This is a genomic window from Williamsia maris (assembly GCF_024171815.1).
In the GTDB taxonomy this organism is placed as follows: Bacteria; Actinomycetota; Actinomycetes; order Mycobacteriales; family Mycobacteriaceae; genus Williamsia_A; species Williamsia_A maris.
This window is the reverse complement of the sequence record NZ_JAMTCJ010000003.1, coordinates 923,296-938,324: the sequence shown is the minus strand read 5'-3', so window position 1 is coordinate 938,324 and position 15,029 is coordinate 923,296. Positions and strand designations below refer to the sequence as shown.

At 69.6% G+C, this 15,029-nt stretch carries 15 protein-coding genes; 10 read left to right on the top strand and 5 right to left on the bottom strand.

All coding sequences use genetic code 11. The annotated features are described in order from the left end of the window. Positions 1-87: 87 nt before the first annotated feature. Positions 88-351: a LuxR C-terminal-related transcriptional regulator gene (locus LX13_RS17560; RefSeq protein ID WP_253662553.1), complete on the bottom strand. Its 264-nt coding sequence runs from the start codon at positions 349-351 to the stop codon at positions 88-90. Between the two features lie 214 nt (positions 352-565). Here LX13_RS17560 and LX13_RS17555 point away from each other — a divergent pair, with 214 nt between their 5' ends. Continuing rightward, complete coding sequence (locus tag LX13_RS17555) at positions 566-4,441, top strand: nSTAND1 domain-containing NTPase (protein ID WP_253662552.1); 3,876 nt, start codon at positions 566-568, stop codon at positions 4,439-4,441. Positions 4,442-4,457: 16 nt separating this feature from the next. Here LX13_RS17555 and LX13_RS17550 read toward each other — a convergent pair whose 3' ends face one another. Both LX13_RS17550 and LX13_RS17545 read right to left on the bottom strand, forming a co-directional pair. Beyond that, complete coding sequence (locus LX13_RS17550) at positions 4,458-5,333, bottom strand: universal stress protein (protein WP_253662551.1); 876 nt, start codon at positions 5,331-5,333, stop codon at positions 4,458-4,460. Further along, entirely contained in the window at positions 5,330-6,826 is a 1,497-nt protein-coding gene (locus tag LX13_RS17545; protein ID WP_253662550.1) for an amino acid permease, read from the bottom strand. Before LX13_RS17545 ends, LX13_RS17550 begins: the two co-directional genes overlap by 4 nt. A 149-nt stretch (positions 6,827-6,975) precedes the next feature. Here LX13_RS17545 and LX13_RS17540 point away from each other — a divergent pair, with 149 nt between their 5' ends. The 6 genes from LX13_RS17540 to LX13_RS17515 are packed head-to-tail and all read left to right on the top strand — an operon-like array spanning position 6,976 to position 11,473. After that, positions 6,976-7,560 carry an Rv1363c family protein gene (locus LX13_RS17540; RefSeq protein ID WP_253662549.1) on the top strand — a complete coding sequence of 195 codons (585 nt, stop codon included), beginning with the start codon at positions 6,976-6,978 and terminating at the stop codon, positions 7,558-7,560. After that, a complete protein-coding gene (locus LX13_RS17535; RefSeq protein ID WP_253662548.1) occupies positions 7,557-8,192 on the top strand; it encodes a hypothetical protein in 636 nt (211 codons plus the stop codon). The genes LX13_RS17540 and LX13_RS17535 overlap by 4 nt, the downstream gene beginning before the upstream one ends. Next, the gene (locus LX13_RS17530) at positions 8,189-8,809 is read left to right on the top strand and encodes an Rv1363c family protein (protein WP_253662547.1); all 621 of its coding nucleotides are present in this window, start codon (positions 8,189-8,191) and stop codon (positions 8,807-8,809) included. The genes LX13_RS17535 and LX13_RS17530 overlap by 4 nt, the downstream gene beginning before the upstream one ends. Continuing rightward, the gene (locus LX13_RS17525; RefSeq protein WP_253662546.1) at positions 8,806-9,468 is read left to right on the top strand and encodes a hypothetical protein; all 663 of its coding nucleotides are present in this window, start codon (positions 8,806-8,808) and stop codon (positions 9,466-9,468) included. The genes LX13_RS17530 and LX13_RS17525 overlap by 4 nt, the downstream gene beginning before the upstream one ends. A 39-nt stretch (positions 9,469-9,507) precedes the next feature. Continuing rightward, positions 9,508-10,722 (top strand): NAD(P)/FAD-dependent oxidoreductase, encoded by a 1,215-nt coding sequence (locus LX13_RS17520; RefSeq protein WP_253662545.1) that lies wholly within the window; start codon positions 9,508-9,510, stop codon positions 10,720-10,722. A gap of 37 nt (positions 10,723-10,759) precedes the next feature. Beyond that, entirely contained in the window at positions 10,760-11,473 is a 714-nt protein-coding gene (locus tag LX13_RS17515) for a DNA alkylation repair protein (RefSeq protein WP_253662814.1), read from the top strand. A 14-nt stretch (positions 11,474-11,487) separates the two neighbouring features. On the opposite strand, the gene LX13_RS17510 is transcribed toward LX13_RS17515, so the two are convergent. Both LX13_RS17510 and mftR read right to left on the bottom strand, forming a co-directional pair. Continuing rightward, a complete protein-coding gene (locus LX13_RS17510; protein ID WP_253662544.1) occupies positions 11,488-12,543 on the bottom strand; it encodes a ferredoxin--NADP reductase in 1,056 nt (351 codons plus the stop codon). 94 nt (positions 12,544-12,637) lie between these two features. Further along, the gene (gene mftR / locus LX13_RS17505; RefSeq protein ID WP_253662543.1) at positions 12,638-13,225 is read right to left on the bottom strand and encodes a mycofactocin system transcriptional regulator MftR; all 588 of its coding nucleotides are present in this window, start codon (positions 13,223-13,225) and stop codon (positions 12,638-12,640) included. A 113-nt stretch (positions 13,226-13,338) separates the two neighbouring features. On the opposite strand from mftR, the gene mftA reads away from it, so the two are divergent. The 3 genes from mftA to mftC are packed head-to-tail and all read left to right on the top strand — an operon-like array spanning position 13,339 to position 15,009. Further along, positions 13,339-13,461: a mycofactocin precursor MftA gene (mftA, locus tag LX13_RS17500; protein ID WP_253662542.1), complete on the top strand. Its 123-nt coding sequence runs from the start codon at positions 13,339-13,341 to the stop codon at positions 13,459-13,461. Between the two features lies 1 nt (position 13,462). Further along, positions 13,463-13,804: a mycofactocin biosynthesis chaperone MftB gene (gene mftB / locus LX13_RS17495; RefSeq protein ID WP_253662541.1), complete on the top strand. Its 342-nt coding sequence runs from the start codon at positions 13,463-13,465 to the stop codon at positions 13,802-13,804. Beyond that, the gene (gene mftC / locus LX13_RS17490) at positions 13,801-15,009 is read left to right on the top strand and encodes a mycofactocin radical SAM maturase (protein WP_253662540.1); all 1,209 of its coding nucleotides are present in this window, start codon (positions 13,801-13,803) and stop codon (positions 15,007-15,009) included. The genes mftB and mftC overlap by 4 nt, the downstream gene beginning before the upstream one ends. Positions 15,010-15,029: the final 20 nt, after the last annotated feature.

Sequence of the window (15,029 nt, the reverse complement as noted above, 5' to 3'; positions counted from 1 at the left end):
GTCTCGTGTCGCACACGACAACGCCCCCGACCGGTTCGTCCGGTCGGGGGCGTTGTCGTCAGTTCGGCGTCGGTGTCGGCTCCGAGGTCACCAGTCCTCGAGCCGGGTGTACCCGTCCTGGATGGCGCGAGCGAACAGGTTGGCCTTCGACCGTGCCGGGCGTCCCGCAGCGGTGTACTTCGCGCGGATGCGCGTCAGGTGGGTGTTCACCGTCGACGCGGTGATGAACAGTGTGTCGGCGGCCTGCGCCTTGGACTCGGCGGCCAGCCAGGCCAGCAGCACCTCGACCTCGCGGGCCGAGAGGGTGGGCCGCCCCCCGGCCACCACCCGCAAGACCGGCTGCCGGTTCATCTGTTCAGACGATGTCGTCGATGACGGCAGCGCGAAATGATTAGCGATTGACATGAAAATTCCTCCCGGGAACCCTTTTCCCTGCACAGATGTGCGATGTGACCAATAATCTCTGGTGAGACTGCGGAGTACCAGCTGAGAGGTCGGTTTCTGACAAGTCCATACGAAGGTCCATACGGTCGGGTTTGTTTGTGCAGTTCAGAGAGGTGGTGGGGTGAGGCCCGACGAGGTCCGGACACGTGAGGATCTGGCCCGCGGGCTGACCGAGATCCGGGAGGACGCTGGTCTGTCGATCCGTGAGACGGCGTCGCGCGCGCAGGCGATCGCGGGCACCCTGTCGGGCTGGTTCACCGGCAAGCACGCCCCCACGGCCGCCAACGAGAGCGTGTTCCGGACGGTTCTGGCGGTGTGCGGGGTCACCGAGCCGGCCGACCAGGACGCGTGGGTGGCCGCGGCCGCCCGCGCCCGCAAGCCCGGCGCCCGCCGGTCCCTCGTCGCCCCGACGCCCTACCGCGGGTTCGAGGCGTTCCAGGTCGACGACGCCGACTGGTTCTTCGGACGCGAGGACGTCGTGGAGCGACTCGTCGACACGGTGCTCGATCAGGTCGAGCGGCCGACCGCCGTCGTCGCCGGCCACGAGCGCACGCCGATCATCACGCTGGTCGGTCCGTCGGGCGCGGGGAAGTCGTCGATGCTGCGGGCCGGGCTGCTGTCGCAGGTCGGCGGGGAAGGGCCGTTCGCCGGGTGGCGCTACGCCCTGATGACCCCGTCGGCCGACCCGGCAGGCGCGGTCGCCGAGGCGGTCGCGGGACTGCCTGAGGGGGACGGTCCGGTCATCCTCGCCGTCGACCAACTCGAGGAGCTGTGGACCCTCGTCGACGAGGCCACGGTCCGGATGGCGTTCGCCGACGCGCTGCTGTCGCTGGGCGCGCGGGTCGAGCAGCTGGTGATCGTGCTCGCCATCCGCGCCGACCACTACGGCTCGGTGGCGGGCAACCCACGCCTGGCGACCGCTCTGCAGAACGCGCATGTCCTCGTGCCCGGACTCGACGACGTCGGACTGCGCGAGGTCATCGTCGGCCCGGCGCGGGCCGCGGGGCTCGACGTCGCCGACGATCTCGTCGAGCTGCTGCTGGCCGATCTGCGGCCGGCGGGCGCCACCGTCGGGTACGCGGGGTCGCTGCCGTTGCTCTCGCACGCCCTGCTCTCGACGTGGTCGGTGTCGGACAAGCGACGACTCTTCGTCGCGGACTACCTCGCCACCGGACGGATCCGCGGCGCGGTCGAACAGACCGCCGAGAAGGTCTACTCCGAGCTCGACTATGCGGAGAAGCAGGTCGCGCGCAGGCAGATGCTGTCGATGAGCCACGTCGACGACGAGGTCGCGACCCGGCGACGCGCCGCCCTCGACGAGCTCGGGTTCATCACCACGGCCAACACGAACATCAAGCGCGACGTCCGTCAGCGGCGGGCCGCGGAGGTCCTCGAGCGGTTCGCCGGGGCCCGGTTGGTCACCGTCGCCGAGACCTACGCCGAGATCACCCACGAGACGCTCTTCTCGGCGTGGCCGCGGCTGGCCGGATGGATCGACGAGGACCGCGCGAACCTCGTCATCCACCGCCGACTCCACTCCGCGATGCAGATGTGGGAGGAGGGCGACCGCAGCCCCGACCTGCTCCCGCTGGGCGGCCGCCTGGCCGCGTTCACCGAGTTCGCCGCGGCGCCGGAGAACGGGTCACGCCTGCGTCCGCGCGAGGAGCGTTTCCTCGAGCTGGCCGTCGACCGCGAGAAGCGCAGGGAGTCCACGCAGCGTCGACACGTGCGGCAGCTGCGTCGGGTGGCCCTGGCCGCCACGGTGTTCGCGGTGGTCGCCCTGGTCGCGGCCGTCGTCGCGATCGTCGCCCAGTCCGAGGCGGTGTCGCAGGAGCGCGCGACCGATCAGCTCCGTCGGGACGCGCAGAGCGCGCAGCTCGCCGTGCAGGCCGACGAACTCCGCGCCACCGACCCATCGCTCGCGGTGCAGTTGGCGATGTCGGCGTACCGACTCTCGCCGACCATGGAGGCCAGGTCGAGTGTGCTCGACGCGTCCGCGGAGGCGATCCCGGTGCGTCACTTCACCGCGGCGGGGCCCGGATCCATCGCGCGGTCGCCGGACGGGTCGATGATCGCCGTGGTCAACGCCGACAACCGGGTCCGACTCTTCGCATCCGGATCCGGCGGGGTCGGGCGCTCGCTCGCCGAGTTCGGTGGGGCCGACCGCGAGCTGCCGCTGTACGCGGTCGCGTTCGGCGCGGATTCGCGGACCCTCTACACCGCCGGCGCGGCGCCGCTGACGATCTGGGATCTGAGCGATCGCACCCGGCCCCGTCCGATCCAGGACGCCCCCGTCATCTCCGAGACGATCCGTGACCTGGCGATCGGCCCGGCGGGCGATCTGGTGACCGCAGCGGTCGACAATGCGGGCACGCTCGCCTTCCGCAAGGTGATGACCGCAGGCGGCGGGACGGGCAGGCCCGGTACGACGCGGTGGGAACCGGTCGCGCTGCCCGCGGACGTGGCCGGCAAGGGCACCGCCGTCGCTCTCTCGCGCAACGGTTCTCTGTTGGCCACCGCCCGCGGCGGCAGCAAACGTGTCGACCTGTACCGCGTGACCGCCGATCGCATCGAACGGATCGCGTCGATACCGCTGCCCGGGTCGGACAACGTCGAGGCACGGGCACTGACGTTCTCACCAACCGGTGATCTGGCGGCTGCGATCAACTCACGCGACGTCAAGCTGTACTCGCTCGCCGACCCGGCCCGGCCGGTCCTGACCCGTGACCTGACCGGCTTCGCGAGCTACGTCAACGACGTCGACTTCAGCTCGGACGGTGCAATGCTGCTCGGCGCGAGTTCGGACAACACCTCGCGGGTGGTGGATCTGCGGGGCAACCAACCCGACCGAGTGCTCAAGAGCGGTGCGGTCGTGAGCTCGGCGGTGTTCGTCGCCGATGACGTCGCCGCGCTCTCCGAGGACGGCTATCTGCGGGTGTGGGGCCCGGGCGATCCGAGCGTGCAGGCCGGCGTCGATCCCACGTTCCAGTTCGCGTTCGACGCGAGTGGAACCGACTTCATCAGCGGCAACGCAGCGCCCGACGGCTCGCTGTCGCAGTGGCAGATCGACGAGGGGGCCGACATCACCCGGCGCGGCCCGCTGCTGGCGCCGCCGGCCGGTGACAAGTTCGCCTCGCTGTCGTTGGGCGCCTCGGGGCGGCTGGCGGTGGCGGGGTCGGTGACCGGTCAGGTGTTCCTCGCCGACTACTCCGACCCCGCGCGACCGGTCCTGGCGGGTCCGCCGCTCAAGGTTCTGCCCGATCTGGCCGAGACCGTGGACATCAGCGAGCGGTCGAAGTTGGTCGTGGCCGGCACGTTGTCGTCGAACCGGTTCGCGGTCGTCGACATCTCCGACCCGGCCACCCCCACCGCGACCGCGGCCGTCGACATCGGCGACGGCGTCGCATGGACCAACCTCGACGAGGCGGGTACCCGCGCGATCGTCACGACGCCGCGCGGGTACGTCGTGTTGCTCGACCTGAGTGACCGGCGGGCACCGCGCATCCTGTTCCGGGAGAAGATGTTCGACACCCTGGCCCTCGCCGCCCGATTCAGTCCCGACCAGCGCTCGGTCGTGGTCACCTCCGCGACCAAGCAGGTCAAGGTCGTCGACATCTCCGACCCGACGCGGCCGGCGGTCGTCGACGAGATGACCGGTCCGAGCAGCACGATCTACGGCGGTGCGTTCTCGCGTGACGGTCGTCTGGTCGCGGCCGGTGCGGCCGACGGGGACCTGTGGTTGTGGGACGTGACGCGCCGGGGGCACCCCGCGGCCGTCGCGCGGCTGCGGGCGTACCCGGGTCGGATCTACGACGTCCAGTTCGGTGCCGACGACCGCACGGTCCTGGCCACCGGCGCGGCCGGTGTCATCCAGTCGTGGACGATCGATCCCGACCGGGTCGCGGCGTCGGTCTGTGCGTCGGGCACGGCGCTGCTGACCCGGGAGGAGTGGGCCCGTTACCTGCCCACCGCCGACTACGTCAGCCCGTGTCGCTGACGCGCGGAACGGTATCTCAGCCCGGGAGGACGATGACCGGAACGGTTGCGCCGCCCAGGATCCGGGTGGCCGTCGACCCGAGGAACACACGCTTTACCGGACTGCGAGGTGTCGTCCCGATGGCCAGGACCTCGCCCGCGGGCCAATCGATCGCGGCCAGCGCTGCGGTGTAGTCGGCGCCGGTCCCGATCACGGTGGACACCGACGGGTCGATGAGACCGGACGTGCGCAGCACGGACTGGGCGGCGCTCGTCTGGTCCACCCAGGCGGCGAGCACGCCGCGTTCGGCGTCGAGCCCGACCTCGGGCGGATACATGTCCGCGGGCGCCACCCCGAAGCTGGCCACCCGCAATCGGACCCCGGCCGAGGCCGCGACGGAGGTTGCACCGGCGACGACGTCCGCGCCGTCGGCGGTGGCCGAGTAGGCGCACGTCACGCCGGTCAGTCCGTTCGGGGGTGCGGTGTAGTCGGGGGGTGCCAGAGCGAGTGGGATCTCGCTGGAGTGGATCATCCGGCTCGTCGTCGACCCGAGCGAGAAGCCCCCGCGGGTGCGATGACGGGTGCCCATCACGAGGAACTGCGCCGCGAGATCACCCGAGACCTTGGTCAACGCGACGCTCACCGAGCGCTCGGTGATGCGGTGGATCCCGACCGGTGCGGTCACCGAGTGCCGGGCGAGCGCGGCGTGCGCGATCTGTTCCGAGTCGTCACCGAGTCGTTGCGCGTAGGAGGCGAATTCGGCGTCGACCTTGGCCATCGACGGGGTGGTCCAGGGCCGGGGGAGAGCGATCACGATCTCCAGACGCAGGTCCAGCGCCGCGGCGAGGGCGATACCCAGCTCCAGCGCCTCCTCGCCGCCGAACCCCGGGCGATACCCGACGACCACGGTCACGGGGCTGCCTCGGTCGTCGGTGTCCCCAGGCCGGCGTCGTCGGGGCCGGGCTTGTTCAACGCGGAGTGGTGACGTCCCCAGAGCAGATAGAACGCGATGACCGCGCCGACCCAGATGCCGAAGAACACGAAGGTGTACCAGTGCAGCCCGTAGAGGATGTACGCGCATGCGGCGATCGCGAGGACCGGGGTCACCGGGTAGAGCGGGACGCGGAAGGGACGCGTGAGGTCGGGTTGCCGCCTGCGCAGGATGATGACACCGAGACTGACGACGATGAACGCGACCAGTGTGCCCACCGAGACCATGTCGGCCAGGTAGTCCAGCGGGATGAAGCCGGCCAGGATCGCGACCACGATCGCCACGACGACGGTGTTGTTGACCGGGGTGAGCGTCCGCGGGTTCACCTTGGTGAAGAACTCCGGCAGCATGCCGTCGCGACCCATCGCGAACAGGATGCGGGTCTGTCCGTACAGCGTCACCAGGGTGACCGAGAAGATCGAGATGACCGCGCCCGCCGACAGGATCAGCGACGGCCACGTCTCGCCGGTGACGTCGGTCAGGATCTGGGCCAGACCGGCACTCTGCTGCTTCGCGAAGTTCTCGGTCGGCTGCGCCGCGACGGCCGCCAACGCCACCAGTACATAGACCAGCACCACGATGACCAGAGCCGCGAGCAGTGCCCTGGGCATCGTGCGTTGTGGATCCTTGACCTCCTCGCCGGCTGTGGAGATGGTGTCGAGACCGATGAAGGAGAAGAAGATGGTGCCCGCCGCCAGGGTGACCCCGTGTGCGCCGTCGGTGAAGAACGGGGTGAGGTTGTCGTCGTTGAAGGCGGTGAACGCGATGACCACGAACATGGTGAGAACCGCGAGCTTGATGGCCACCATGACGGTGTTCGCTCGCGCGGATTCACTCGCGCCACGGATCAGCAGCATCGCGCACATCGCGACCAGGATGATGGCGGGGAGGTTCACCACACCGGGGTCGGAGTCGAACGGGGCGGCGCTCAGCGCATGCGGTATCTCCGGGATGTTCAGGTCCCCGAGCAGCTCGTTGAGGTAACCGCTCCAGCCCACCGACACCGCCGCCGTCGACACCCCGTACTCGAGCAGCAGACATCCGGCGACCGCCATCGCGGTCAGCTCGCCGAGGGTCGCGTAGGCGTAGGAGTAGGTCGAGCCCGAGACCGGTACGGCCGAGGCCATCTCGGCGTAACAGAGGGCCGCCAGCCCGGCGGCGATACCCGCGAAGACGAACGAGATGATCACCGACGGACCCGCCTCGGGCACGGCGACCGACATGACGAAGAAGATGCCGGTGCCGATGGTCGACCCGATGCCGAAACTCGCCAACTGCACCGTGGTGATGTTGCGTTTGAGGCCGGTGTCGGACTCGACCGCCCAGCCGGTGGGGATCGGTTTGCGTCGGAGCAGGGTCGACCGGGACAGCGGTGCCGGGTTGAGTGGCGCCGGGCCGGTCGGACGTGCAGACATGGGTGTCCCCTCGTCGAAGCGAATGCCCAATGAAACCACCGGCCGCGCGGGGTGTCAGCGCAACCGGACCATCTCCATCACGGCATCTACGATGGCGCCCGTGGTGCCCTCCCGGGCAACCGCGCGATGGGTGAGTGTGGAGGTGGCCGGTGGCGCAGAGCCCGTTCGCGGCCGAACGTGCCGCGCGGCGCGACCTCGCTCGCGCCCGCGACGAGGTCGATCGGCTCACCGGTGAGGACCCGCGGTCCGGTGGCGGCGCCCGTGGATGGTTCGGCGCCGCGGTGGCGGTGGTGGTCGTCCTCGCCGTCGTGGCCGCCGTCGCCGTCGCCCGGCAGGCCCAGCGGGACACGTGGTCCGACGCCGACTACCGCACGTTCGCCACCGACACCGTGGGGCTGCTGCTGACCCCCGACTCGCGCGACCCCGACCGCGCCCAACGCATCCTCGAACTCTCGACCGGCACCTTCCGCGACGAGTTCGCGCAGTCGACCGGCGCCTACAGCGCCTTCGTCGCACGTCTGGGGACGGTGGCCACCGGGGTCGTGGACGGCGTCGCCATCGCCGGTCGCACAGGTGACACGGTCAGCGCGCTCGTGACATCGGTGGTGACCACACGGGTGGCCGCGAACTCGTCGGCTCGGGACACCGCCGAGCCCAGGCGGTTTCGACTCCGCGTGCAGATCGAACCGGACGGCGGGGCGCTACGACTCGCCGCCGTGGAGTTCCTGCCGTGACGCGCCGGGCACGGATCCTCGACGCGTGGATCGCCATCGGCGCGCCGGTGGTCGGTGTCGCGGTCGTGATCGGACTCGGTGCACTGCGCGGGTGGCCGGGCTGGTGGACATCACTGATGGTGCTGACCGTGATCGCGGCGATCGGATACGGCGTCGTGTCCAGACGGAACGGCGGGCCGCCACTTCTCGCCGCCGCGGTGATCGTCGCCGTCGTGGTGGCCTCGGCGGCCCTGGCCTCGACCGCCGTGACGAACCTGCGCGCCGACCGTGCGCTGACGGCCGATCGCGCGGATGTCCGCCGGATCTCGGGGGAGTTGGTCTGTACGACGTTGCGCACCGGGACCGATGCCGACCGCGCGGCCGCCCTGCGGGTGGCCACCGGTGAGCTCGGCGCGCGGCTCCGGTCGGGTTCTGCCGCAGCGGGTTCGGACGGAACACGATCGACCACGGGCTGCACTCCCGCGCGAACAGGGCTCGGCGTGGTCACCGCCGACTCGGCCGATGTCGTCGTCGCGGCCAACCTGACCGAACGGGTCGGGTCGGACGAATCCGCGTCGGGCCGGGTGATCGCCGCCCGTCTGGAGAAGGTCGACGGTACGTGGAGAGTGGCGACGTTGGACGTGATCCGATGAGCGACGACCAGACCGGTTCGACCACCTCGGTCCGACTGGCCACGGCGCGCGCACGGCTCGTCGAGGCGACCGAGGTCCACGCGGCCGCCCACGCCGCCGCCGAGGTGGCCCACCTGCGCCGTGCGCGACGCGTCGGTCGGGCGGTCCGGGTCGTCTCCGTCGTCGGTCTGGTCGTCACCGCTGCCCTCGTCGTCGCGACGATCGTCCTGGTGTCGGTCGGCGGTGGCGGCGCAGCCGGGTCGGATCGTGCGGCGGCCGTCCTGAGCTCGGCCCGCGACGGCATCACCACCGCACTCACCGCCGACCCGGCCCGCCCGGGCGAGTACGTCGAATCCGTTCTCGCGGTGAGCACCGGCGAGTTCCGCCAACGGGTGACGGCATCGCGCGTCGACATCGAGTCGTCGGTGGCGTCGCAGGCGTTCGCGGGAACGGGCCAGGTGATCTCCGCGGGGATCGTCGGCCCCGATCCCGGGTCGTCGGCCGACGTGCTGGTGGTGGCCGAGGCCACGAACCCGCAACTGCTCGGAGGCGGTGCCGGCGATGCGCGCATCGTGCTGCTGGTGCACATGACGCGTGCCGACGGGGTCTGGAAGATCGAACGGGCGCAACTGCAATGACCCCTCTGCGCTGTCTACTCGCGATCGTCTCCGCCGCCGCCGCGATCTCCGTCGCCGCGTTGCTGCACTGGCCCGGGTGGTCGATCGCGCCGCTCGTCGTCGTGCTGGTGCTGTCGCTGCTCTACTCGGTGACCGCCCACCGGTCACCCCGCCGGCCGGGGCGGGCCGACGTCGGGATGCTCGCTGTGGCCGCGGCGCTCACCGTCGCGACCACGGTGACCGCTGTCGTCGGGGTCGGCGACGACGACCACCACGACGTCGACCCGGCGGTGACCGCCGCCGCGACCGCGACCTTCCGGACGCTGTTCACCTTCGCACCCGCCGACTTCACCGCGCAGGCGGCACAACGACGCTCGGAGATGCTCGCGCCGCGACTGACCGGCCGACTGCTGGCCGACTACCGCAGTCAGGGCCCCAACGTGGTGCTGCCCTCCGCGGTCGAGTCCAGGGCGACGCTCGAGACCACGGTCCAGGCGGTCGGCGTCGGCGAGGTGGTGCCGGATGCGGTGCGCCTCCTCGTCTTTGCGATCGAGAAGATCACCGTCGACTCGGCGACCCCACCCACCTCGATGGTGCCGATCGTGCGGTGGGCCGTGATGCGTAGAGTCGGGTCCACCTGGCGTCTGGCCGACATCTATCCCGCCGGGATCGGCGGATAGCCGTCCGGTCGGGTGTCGATGACACGAGAGGGATCTTCTATGAATGCTGGAGTGGTGATCGTCGGTGCCGGGCTCGGTGGCGCACGACTGGCGGAGAACCTGCGACAGGCCGGGTACTCCGAGCCGATCACACTGATCGGCAAGGAGAGTCAGATCCCCTACGACCGCCCGCCGCTGTCCAAGGCGGTGCTGCGCGGCGAACGCGACCTGGTGGCTCTCAAGGCGGAGGAGTGGTACGCCGACAACCACATCCACCTGCTCCTCGACACCGACGTGCAGGGTGTCGACCTCGCCGCCAAGAGCGTCGACGTCGGAGCGGGGGAGTCCCTGGCGTTCGAGACCCTGGTCTTGGCAACGGGTCTCGATCCCCGTTTTCTCCCGCACAGTGCTGTCCAGGGCGGCTCCGCCGCGGCCGAGATCGACGGCGTGCACGTCTTGCGCACGTACGACGACGCGCTCGAACTGCGCGCCGCCGCCCGCGAGGGCGTCCGGGCCGTGGTCGTCGGCGCCGGGTTCATCGGCTGTGAGGCGGCGGCGAGCCTGTCGATCCTCGGCGCGACGGTCACCATCGTCGAGCCGGCGCCGAGCGCACTACACGCTGCGCTCGGACCGACCATCGGTGCGCGGGTCGAGAAGCTGCACACCGATCGCGGCGTCACCGTCCGCACCGGGGTGGGTGTCGCCGAGCTGACCGCCGCTGACGGTGCTGTCACCGGCATCAGACTGGACGACGGGTCCACGCTCGACGCGGACCTCGTGGTGCTCGGCATCGGCTCGACCCCCACCACTGCGCTGGCCGAGACCATCGGCCTGGACCTGTCCGACCGGTCGGTCGGGGGCGGGATCGCCTGCGACGCCGTGGGAAAGACCTCCGCCGACGGGGTCTACGCACTCGGCGACGTCGCGAACTGGTCCGACGAGACCGGTGAGTTCGGTCGGCGGGTCGAGCACTGGAACCACGTGGTCGAGCAGGCCAAGGTCGTCGCCGACGCGATCGCGGGCACCGACAAGGCATCCTCGACGCCGGTGGTCCACTACTTCTGGACCGACCAGTTCGATCTCAAGATCCAGTGCCTGGGGGCACCCGCGGCCGACGACGACGTCCACATCGTCGACGAGGACGGCGACAAATTCCTCGCCTACTTCAGCCGCGACGGCATCCTGACCGGTGTGGTCGGCGCCGGTCGCGCCGGTGCGGTGATGAAGATGCGGCCGACGGTCGCCGCGCGCACGCCGGTCGCCGACCTGCTGTGACCCCGCGGTGAGCGATCATCGGCTCACACCCGCGGCGGTGGCGGCCGCCGTCGACGCACTCGCCGATCCGGTCCGGGCCCAGGGTGCGCAACGGTTCTTCAAGACCGGTCCCGGCGACTACGCCGAAGGCGATCGGTTCGTGGGTGTGCCGGTCCCACAGCTGCGTTCGCTCACGAGGACGTTCACCGGCCTCGAGCCGAGCGGCGTCATCACGCTGCTCGACAGCGCGATGCACGAACACCGGTTGATCGGACTGTTCCTGCTGCGCGACGGGTTCGAGCGAGCGGCCACCGACGACCGGCGAGAGCGATGGGTCGAGCTCTACCTCGAGGCGGTCCGAGGCGGTCGGGTGAACAACTGGGATCTGGTGGACAGCTCCGCCGATCCGATCCTCGGTGAATGGCTGATCGACCGTCCGCGCGGGCTGCTCGCCGAACTGGCGGCCGACGACACGCTGTGGACGCGGCGGGTCGGCGTCGTCGCGACCTTCGCGTTCCTCAAACGCGGTGATGCCGCCGCGCTGTACGAGGTGGCGCCGCTCGTGATCGCCGACCGCAGGGACCTCATCCAGAAGGCGTTCGGATGGATGCTGCCGGAGGCCGGGAAACGCTGCGATGCAGAAGAACTCCTCGCCTACCTGGGCGACAACGCGCCCGCGATGGGTCGTACCGCCCTGTCGTATGCCACCGAGCACCTCGACGTGACCACGCGCGCCGAACTCCGAGCCCTGCGCCAGCGCAGGGCCTGCTGAGAAGTCGCGCCGGCTCAGAACTCGATGGTCAGGTGGTCCGATGTCGGGCGGGCCTGGCATCCCAGGATGTAGCCGTCGTCGATGTCCTCCTGGTCGAGCGCGCCGACGTTCTCCATCTCCACCGTTCCGTCGACCACCGTGCATGCGCAGGAACCACATTCGCCCTCGCGGCACGAGTACGGCACGTCGAGGCCGGCGGCCATCATGATGTCGACGAGGGTCTGGCTGCGGGGCCACGAGAGCTCGTGCACGGTGCCGTCGAGTTCCACCGACACCGACGCGGCGTCGGCGGTCTGCTCCTCGGTCAGCTCGGCGGTGTCCGGGTCGTCGAACGGGTCGCCGGACAGCGAGGTGAAGACCTCGGCGTGCACCTGCTTGTGCGGGAACCCGGCGTCGGCCAACGCGGTGTGCAGCGCGTCCATGAACGGTCCGGGCCCGCACATGAAGGCGTGATGGGCGGCGTACGGGCGGAACAACGCCGTCAGCGCAGACACGCGGGGAAGGCCCTGGACGCTCTCGAGCCAGTGGACGACGGTCAGCCGGTCGTCGTATCGCTCGTGCAGGGTCCGCAGTTCCTCGGCGAAGATGACGTCGTCCTGGCTGCGGTTGGCGTAGAAGAACACCACAGGCGCCGAGCCCTTCTCGAGGGCGGCCTTGAGGATGGACATGATCGGCGTCACGCCGCTGCCCGCGGCCAACAGCAGCAGCGGGGCGTCGAGATCGGGGGGCGTGAAGACGCCCGACGGCGGCAGCACCTCGATCTCGTCACCGGCGGAGATGTTGTCGCACAGCCAGTTGGAGCCGTAACCGTCGGTGGTCCGCTTGACGGTCACCTTGGGCTTGTCGTCGGTGAAGGGCGACGACGCCAGGGAGTAGCAGCGGGCCACCGAGCCGGTCTGATCGCTGGGGATCCGCAGGGTCAGGAACTGCCCCGGCTTGTAGTCCATCGGCGGCGCGCCGTCGGAGGTGGGGAGTTCGAACACCAGCGACGTGGCGTCGGCGGTCTCGGAGACCACCTCGGCGACGGTCAGGACGACACTGCGCGCGCTGTGCGGCGTGATCGGCGACATCGGACACCCTTCGCAGAATAAGAACACGTTCTAGTTTTGAGAGTACCCAGTGGGAGGCGGCGGTTCCACACCCCGCTCGTTTGGTGGCAGACCACTAGAGCGCTTCCAGGCCTTGTCCGAGAATACGGCTGCCCTCGGTCAGCAAGGCGGTCAGGTTTGTCGACGGGTCGGCGAGCCACTGCTCGTAGGAGGACAGGGCGACGCCGAGCATCAACCACCCCGCGGTCTGCGGTAGGTGATCTGCGGCCGTGCTGCCGGTGCGCACCGCGACGTACTCGGCGATCACCTCGCGCCAGCCGGTGTACATGATCATCGAATGCGCCTGCAGCGCAGGCACGGTCAGCAGCAGGGTCATCCGTCGACGGTGTGCGGCGACCTGGTCGTCGGACACCGCGTTGAACGCGACGAGGGCCGAGCGCAGGGCGTCGGCGACGGTCTCGTCCGGAGGGAGTCCTGCGAGGTGATCGCGCATGGCCGACAGGTGGTCGTCGAAGTCACCCCAGGGGATTGCGTTCTTCGACGGGTAGTAGCGGAACAGTGTCCGGCGGGCGATCCCCGCGGCCTGCGCGATCTCGTCGACACTCGTCTCGTCGAAGCCGCGCTCGGTGAACAGAGCGATCGCCAGCTCGCTGATCTGCGTTTTCGTCGTACTCGGACGTCGGCCGAGCTGTGGTGATGCCACAACCGTCCCCTCTCGCCGCGTCCGAATCCGTGCGAGTGATCGCTCGGGTCTAGCTTTTGTGCACTCGGTGCCATTATAGTCCGACGTGACCCACATCACCCGAGAGGACAATCATGGCCGAGAACACCTCCACCCCGTCCACCGACGTCACCGCGCCCGTCGGCGATTCTGCCGAGCTGGTCACCGAGAGCCTTGTCGAAGAGGTCTCGATCGACGGTATGTGCGGCGTCTACTGACATGAGCGTCGACACGGCCGAGACGTCGGACACCACTGGTGCCACGGATGGTCCGAGGGTGTTCGACGCTTCGGCCGCGTGGGTGCTCAACCCGAGCGTGGCCCTGCGCCCGGAACCGTTCGGTGCCCTGCTGTATCACTTCGGGACGCGCAAGCTGTCGTTCCTCAAGAACCTGATCGTCGTCGACCTCGTGAAGTCTCTCGCCGACCACCCGAGTGCCGAGTCCGCCCTGGCCGCATCTCCGATCGCCGACGCCGATCGTCCCCTGTACCTCCAGGCCCTCACCTCGCTCGCCCAGTCCGCGACGATCGTGCCGGCCACCACGCCCCGGGAGTCCGCATGACCACCACGCTCGACCGTCCCGCCTCCGCTCCAGTCGGTCGCCTCGTCGATCAGTTCGAGAAGGGGCTCGATGCCCCGATCTGTTTGACGTGGGAGTTGACGTACGCCTGCAATCTGTCGTGTGTGCACTGCCTGTCGTCGTCGGGTAAGCGTGACCCGCGCGAGCTCGACACCGCGCAGTGCAAGGCGATCATCGATGAGTTGCAGCGGATGCAGGTGTTCTACGTCAACATCGGTGGTGGCGAGCCGACGGTGCGCCCGGACTTCTGGGAGCTGGTCGACTACGCCACGAGCCACCAGGTGGGGGTGAAGTTCTCCACCAACGGGTTGAAGATCGACAAGGCCGTGGCGCAGCGGTTGGCGGCATCGGACTACGTGGATGTGCAGATCTCCCTTGACGGTGCCACCGCGGAGGTCAACGACGCCGTACGTGGGCCCGGCTCCTACGACATGGCAATCCGCGCGTTGGAGAACCTGCACGAGGCCGGCTTCGCCGACGCCAAGATCTCCGTGGTCGTCACCCGGCACAACGTATCCCAGCTCGACGAGTTCAAAGATCTCGCCGACCGGTACGGTGCCACGCTGCGCATCACGCGGATGCGACCCTCGGGCCGCGGCGCGGATGTCTGGGATGACCTGCACCCGTTGCCGTCCCAGCAGCGTGAGCTCTACGACTGGCTCGTGAAGCGTGGCGACAAGGTGCTCACCGGCGACTCGTTCTTCCACCTCGCCGCCTACAGCGACGGCTCACCGGGCTCGGGCCTCGCGGGGCTGAACCTGTGTGGTGCCGGCCGTGTCGTGTGCCTGATTGATCCGATCGGTGACGTGTATGCGTGCCCGTTCGCGATCCACGAGAACTTCCTCGCCGGGAACATCCTGTCCGACGGTGGTTTTCAGACCATCTGGCAGCAGTCGGAGCTTTTCCTCGAGCTCCGTGAGCCGCAGAACGCGGGCGCGTGCACCAAGTGTGCGCACTTCGATGCCTGCCGCGGTGGCTGCATGGCCGCGAAGTTCTTCACCGGACTGCCCCTCGACGGCCCCGACCCCGAATGCGTGCAGGGTTTCGGCGAAGCTTTGCTTGCCGGCGAACGCTCGACGCCCACGGCCAACAAGGACCACTCCCGCGGCGTGCCCCTGACATTGATGACTCGACCGCCGAGTCGTGACTGCGACGAGAACCCCCTCGCAGGGTTCGCCGCCCTCTGATCTCTCCTCACCGAAAGTAG

Bases quoted from the DNA above. Each gene is read 5' to 3' on its own strand.
- LX13_RS17560 (WP_253662553.1), bottom strand. From the start codon at position 351: ATGAACCGGCAGCCGGTCTTGCGGGTGGTGGCCGGGGGGCGGCCCACC.
- LX13_RS17545 (WP_253662550.1), bottom strand. From the start codon at position 6,826: ATGTCTGCACGTCCGACCGGCCCGGCGCCACTCAACCCGGCACCGCTG.
- LX13_RS17530 (WP_253662547.1), top strand. From the start codon at position 8,189: ATGAGCGACGACCAGACCGGTTCGACCACCTCGGTCCGACTGGCCACG.
- LX13_RS17525 (WP_253662546.1), top strand. From the start codon at position 8,806: ATGACCCCTCTGCGCTGTCTACTCGCGATCGTCTCCGCCGCCGCCGCG.
- LX13_RS17520 (WP_253662545.1), top strand. From the start codon at position 9,508: ATGAATGCTGGAGTGGTGATCGTCGGTGCCGGGCTCGGTGGCGCACGA.
- LX13_RS17510 (WP_253662544.1), bottom strand. From the start codon at position 12,543: ATGTCGCCGATCACGCCGCACAGCGCGCGCAGTGTCGTCCTGACCGTC.
- mftA (WP_253662542.1), top strand. From the start codon at position 13,339: ATGGCCGAGAACACCTCCACCCCGTCCACCGACGTCACCGCGCCCGTC.
- mftB (WP_253662541.1), top strand. From the start codon at position 13,463: ATGAGCGTCGACACGGCCGAGACGTCGGACACCACTGGTGCCACGGAT.
- mftC (WP_253662540.1), top strand. From the start codon at position 13,801: ATGACCACCACGCTCGACCGTCCCGCCTCCGCTCCAGTCGGTCGCCTC.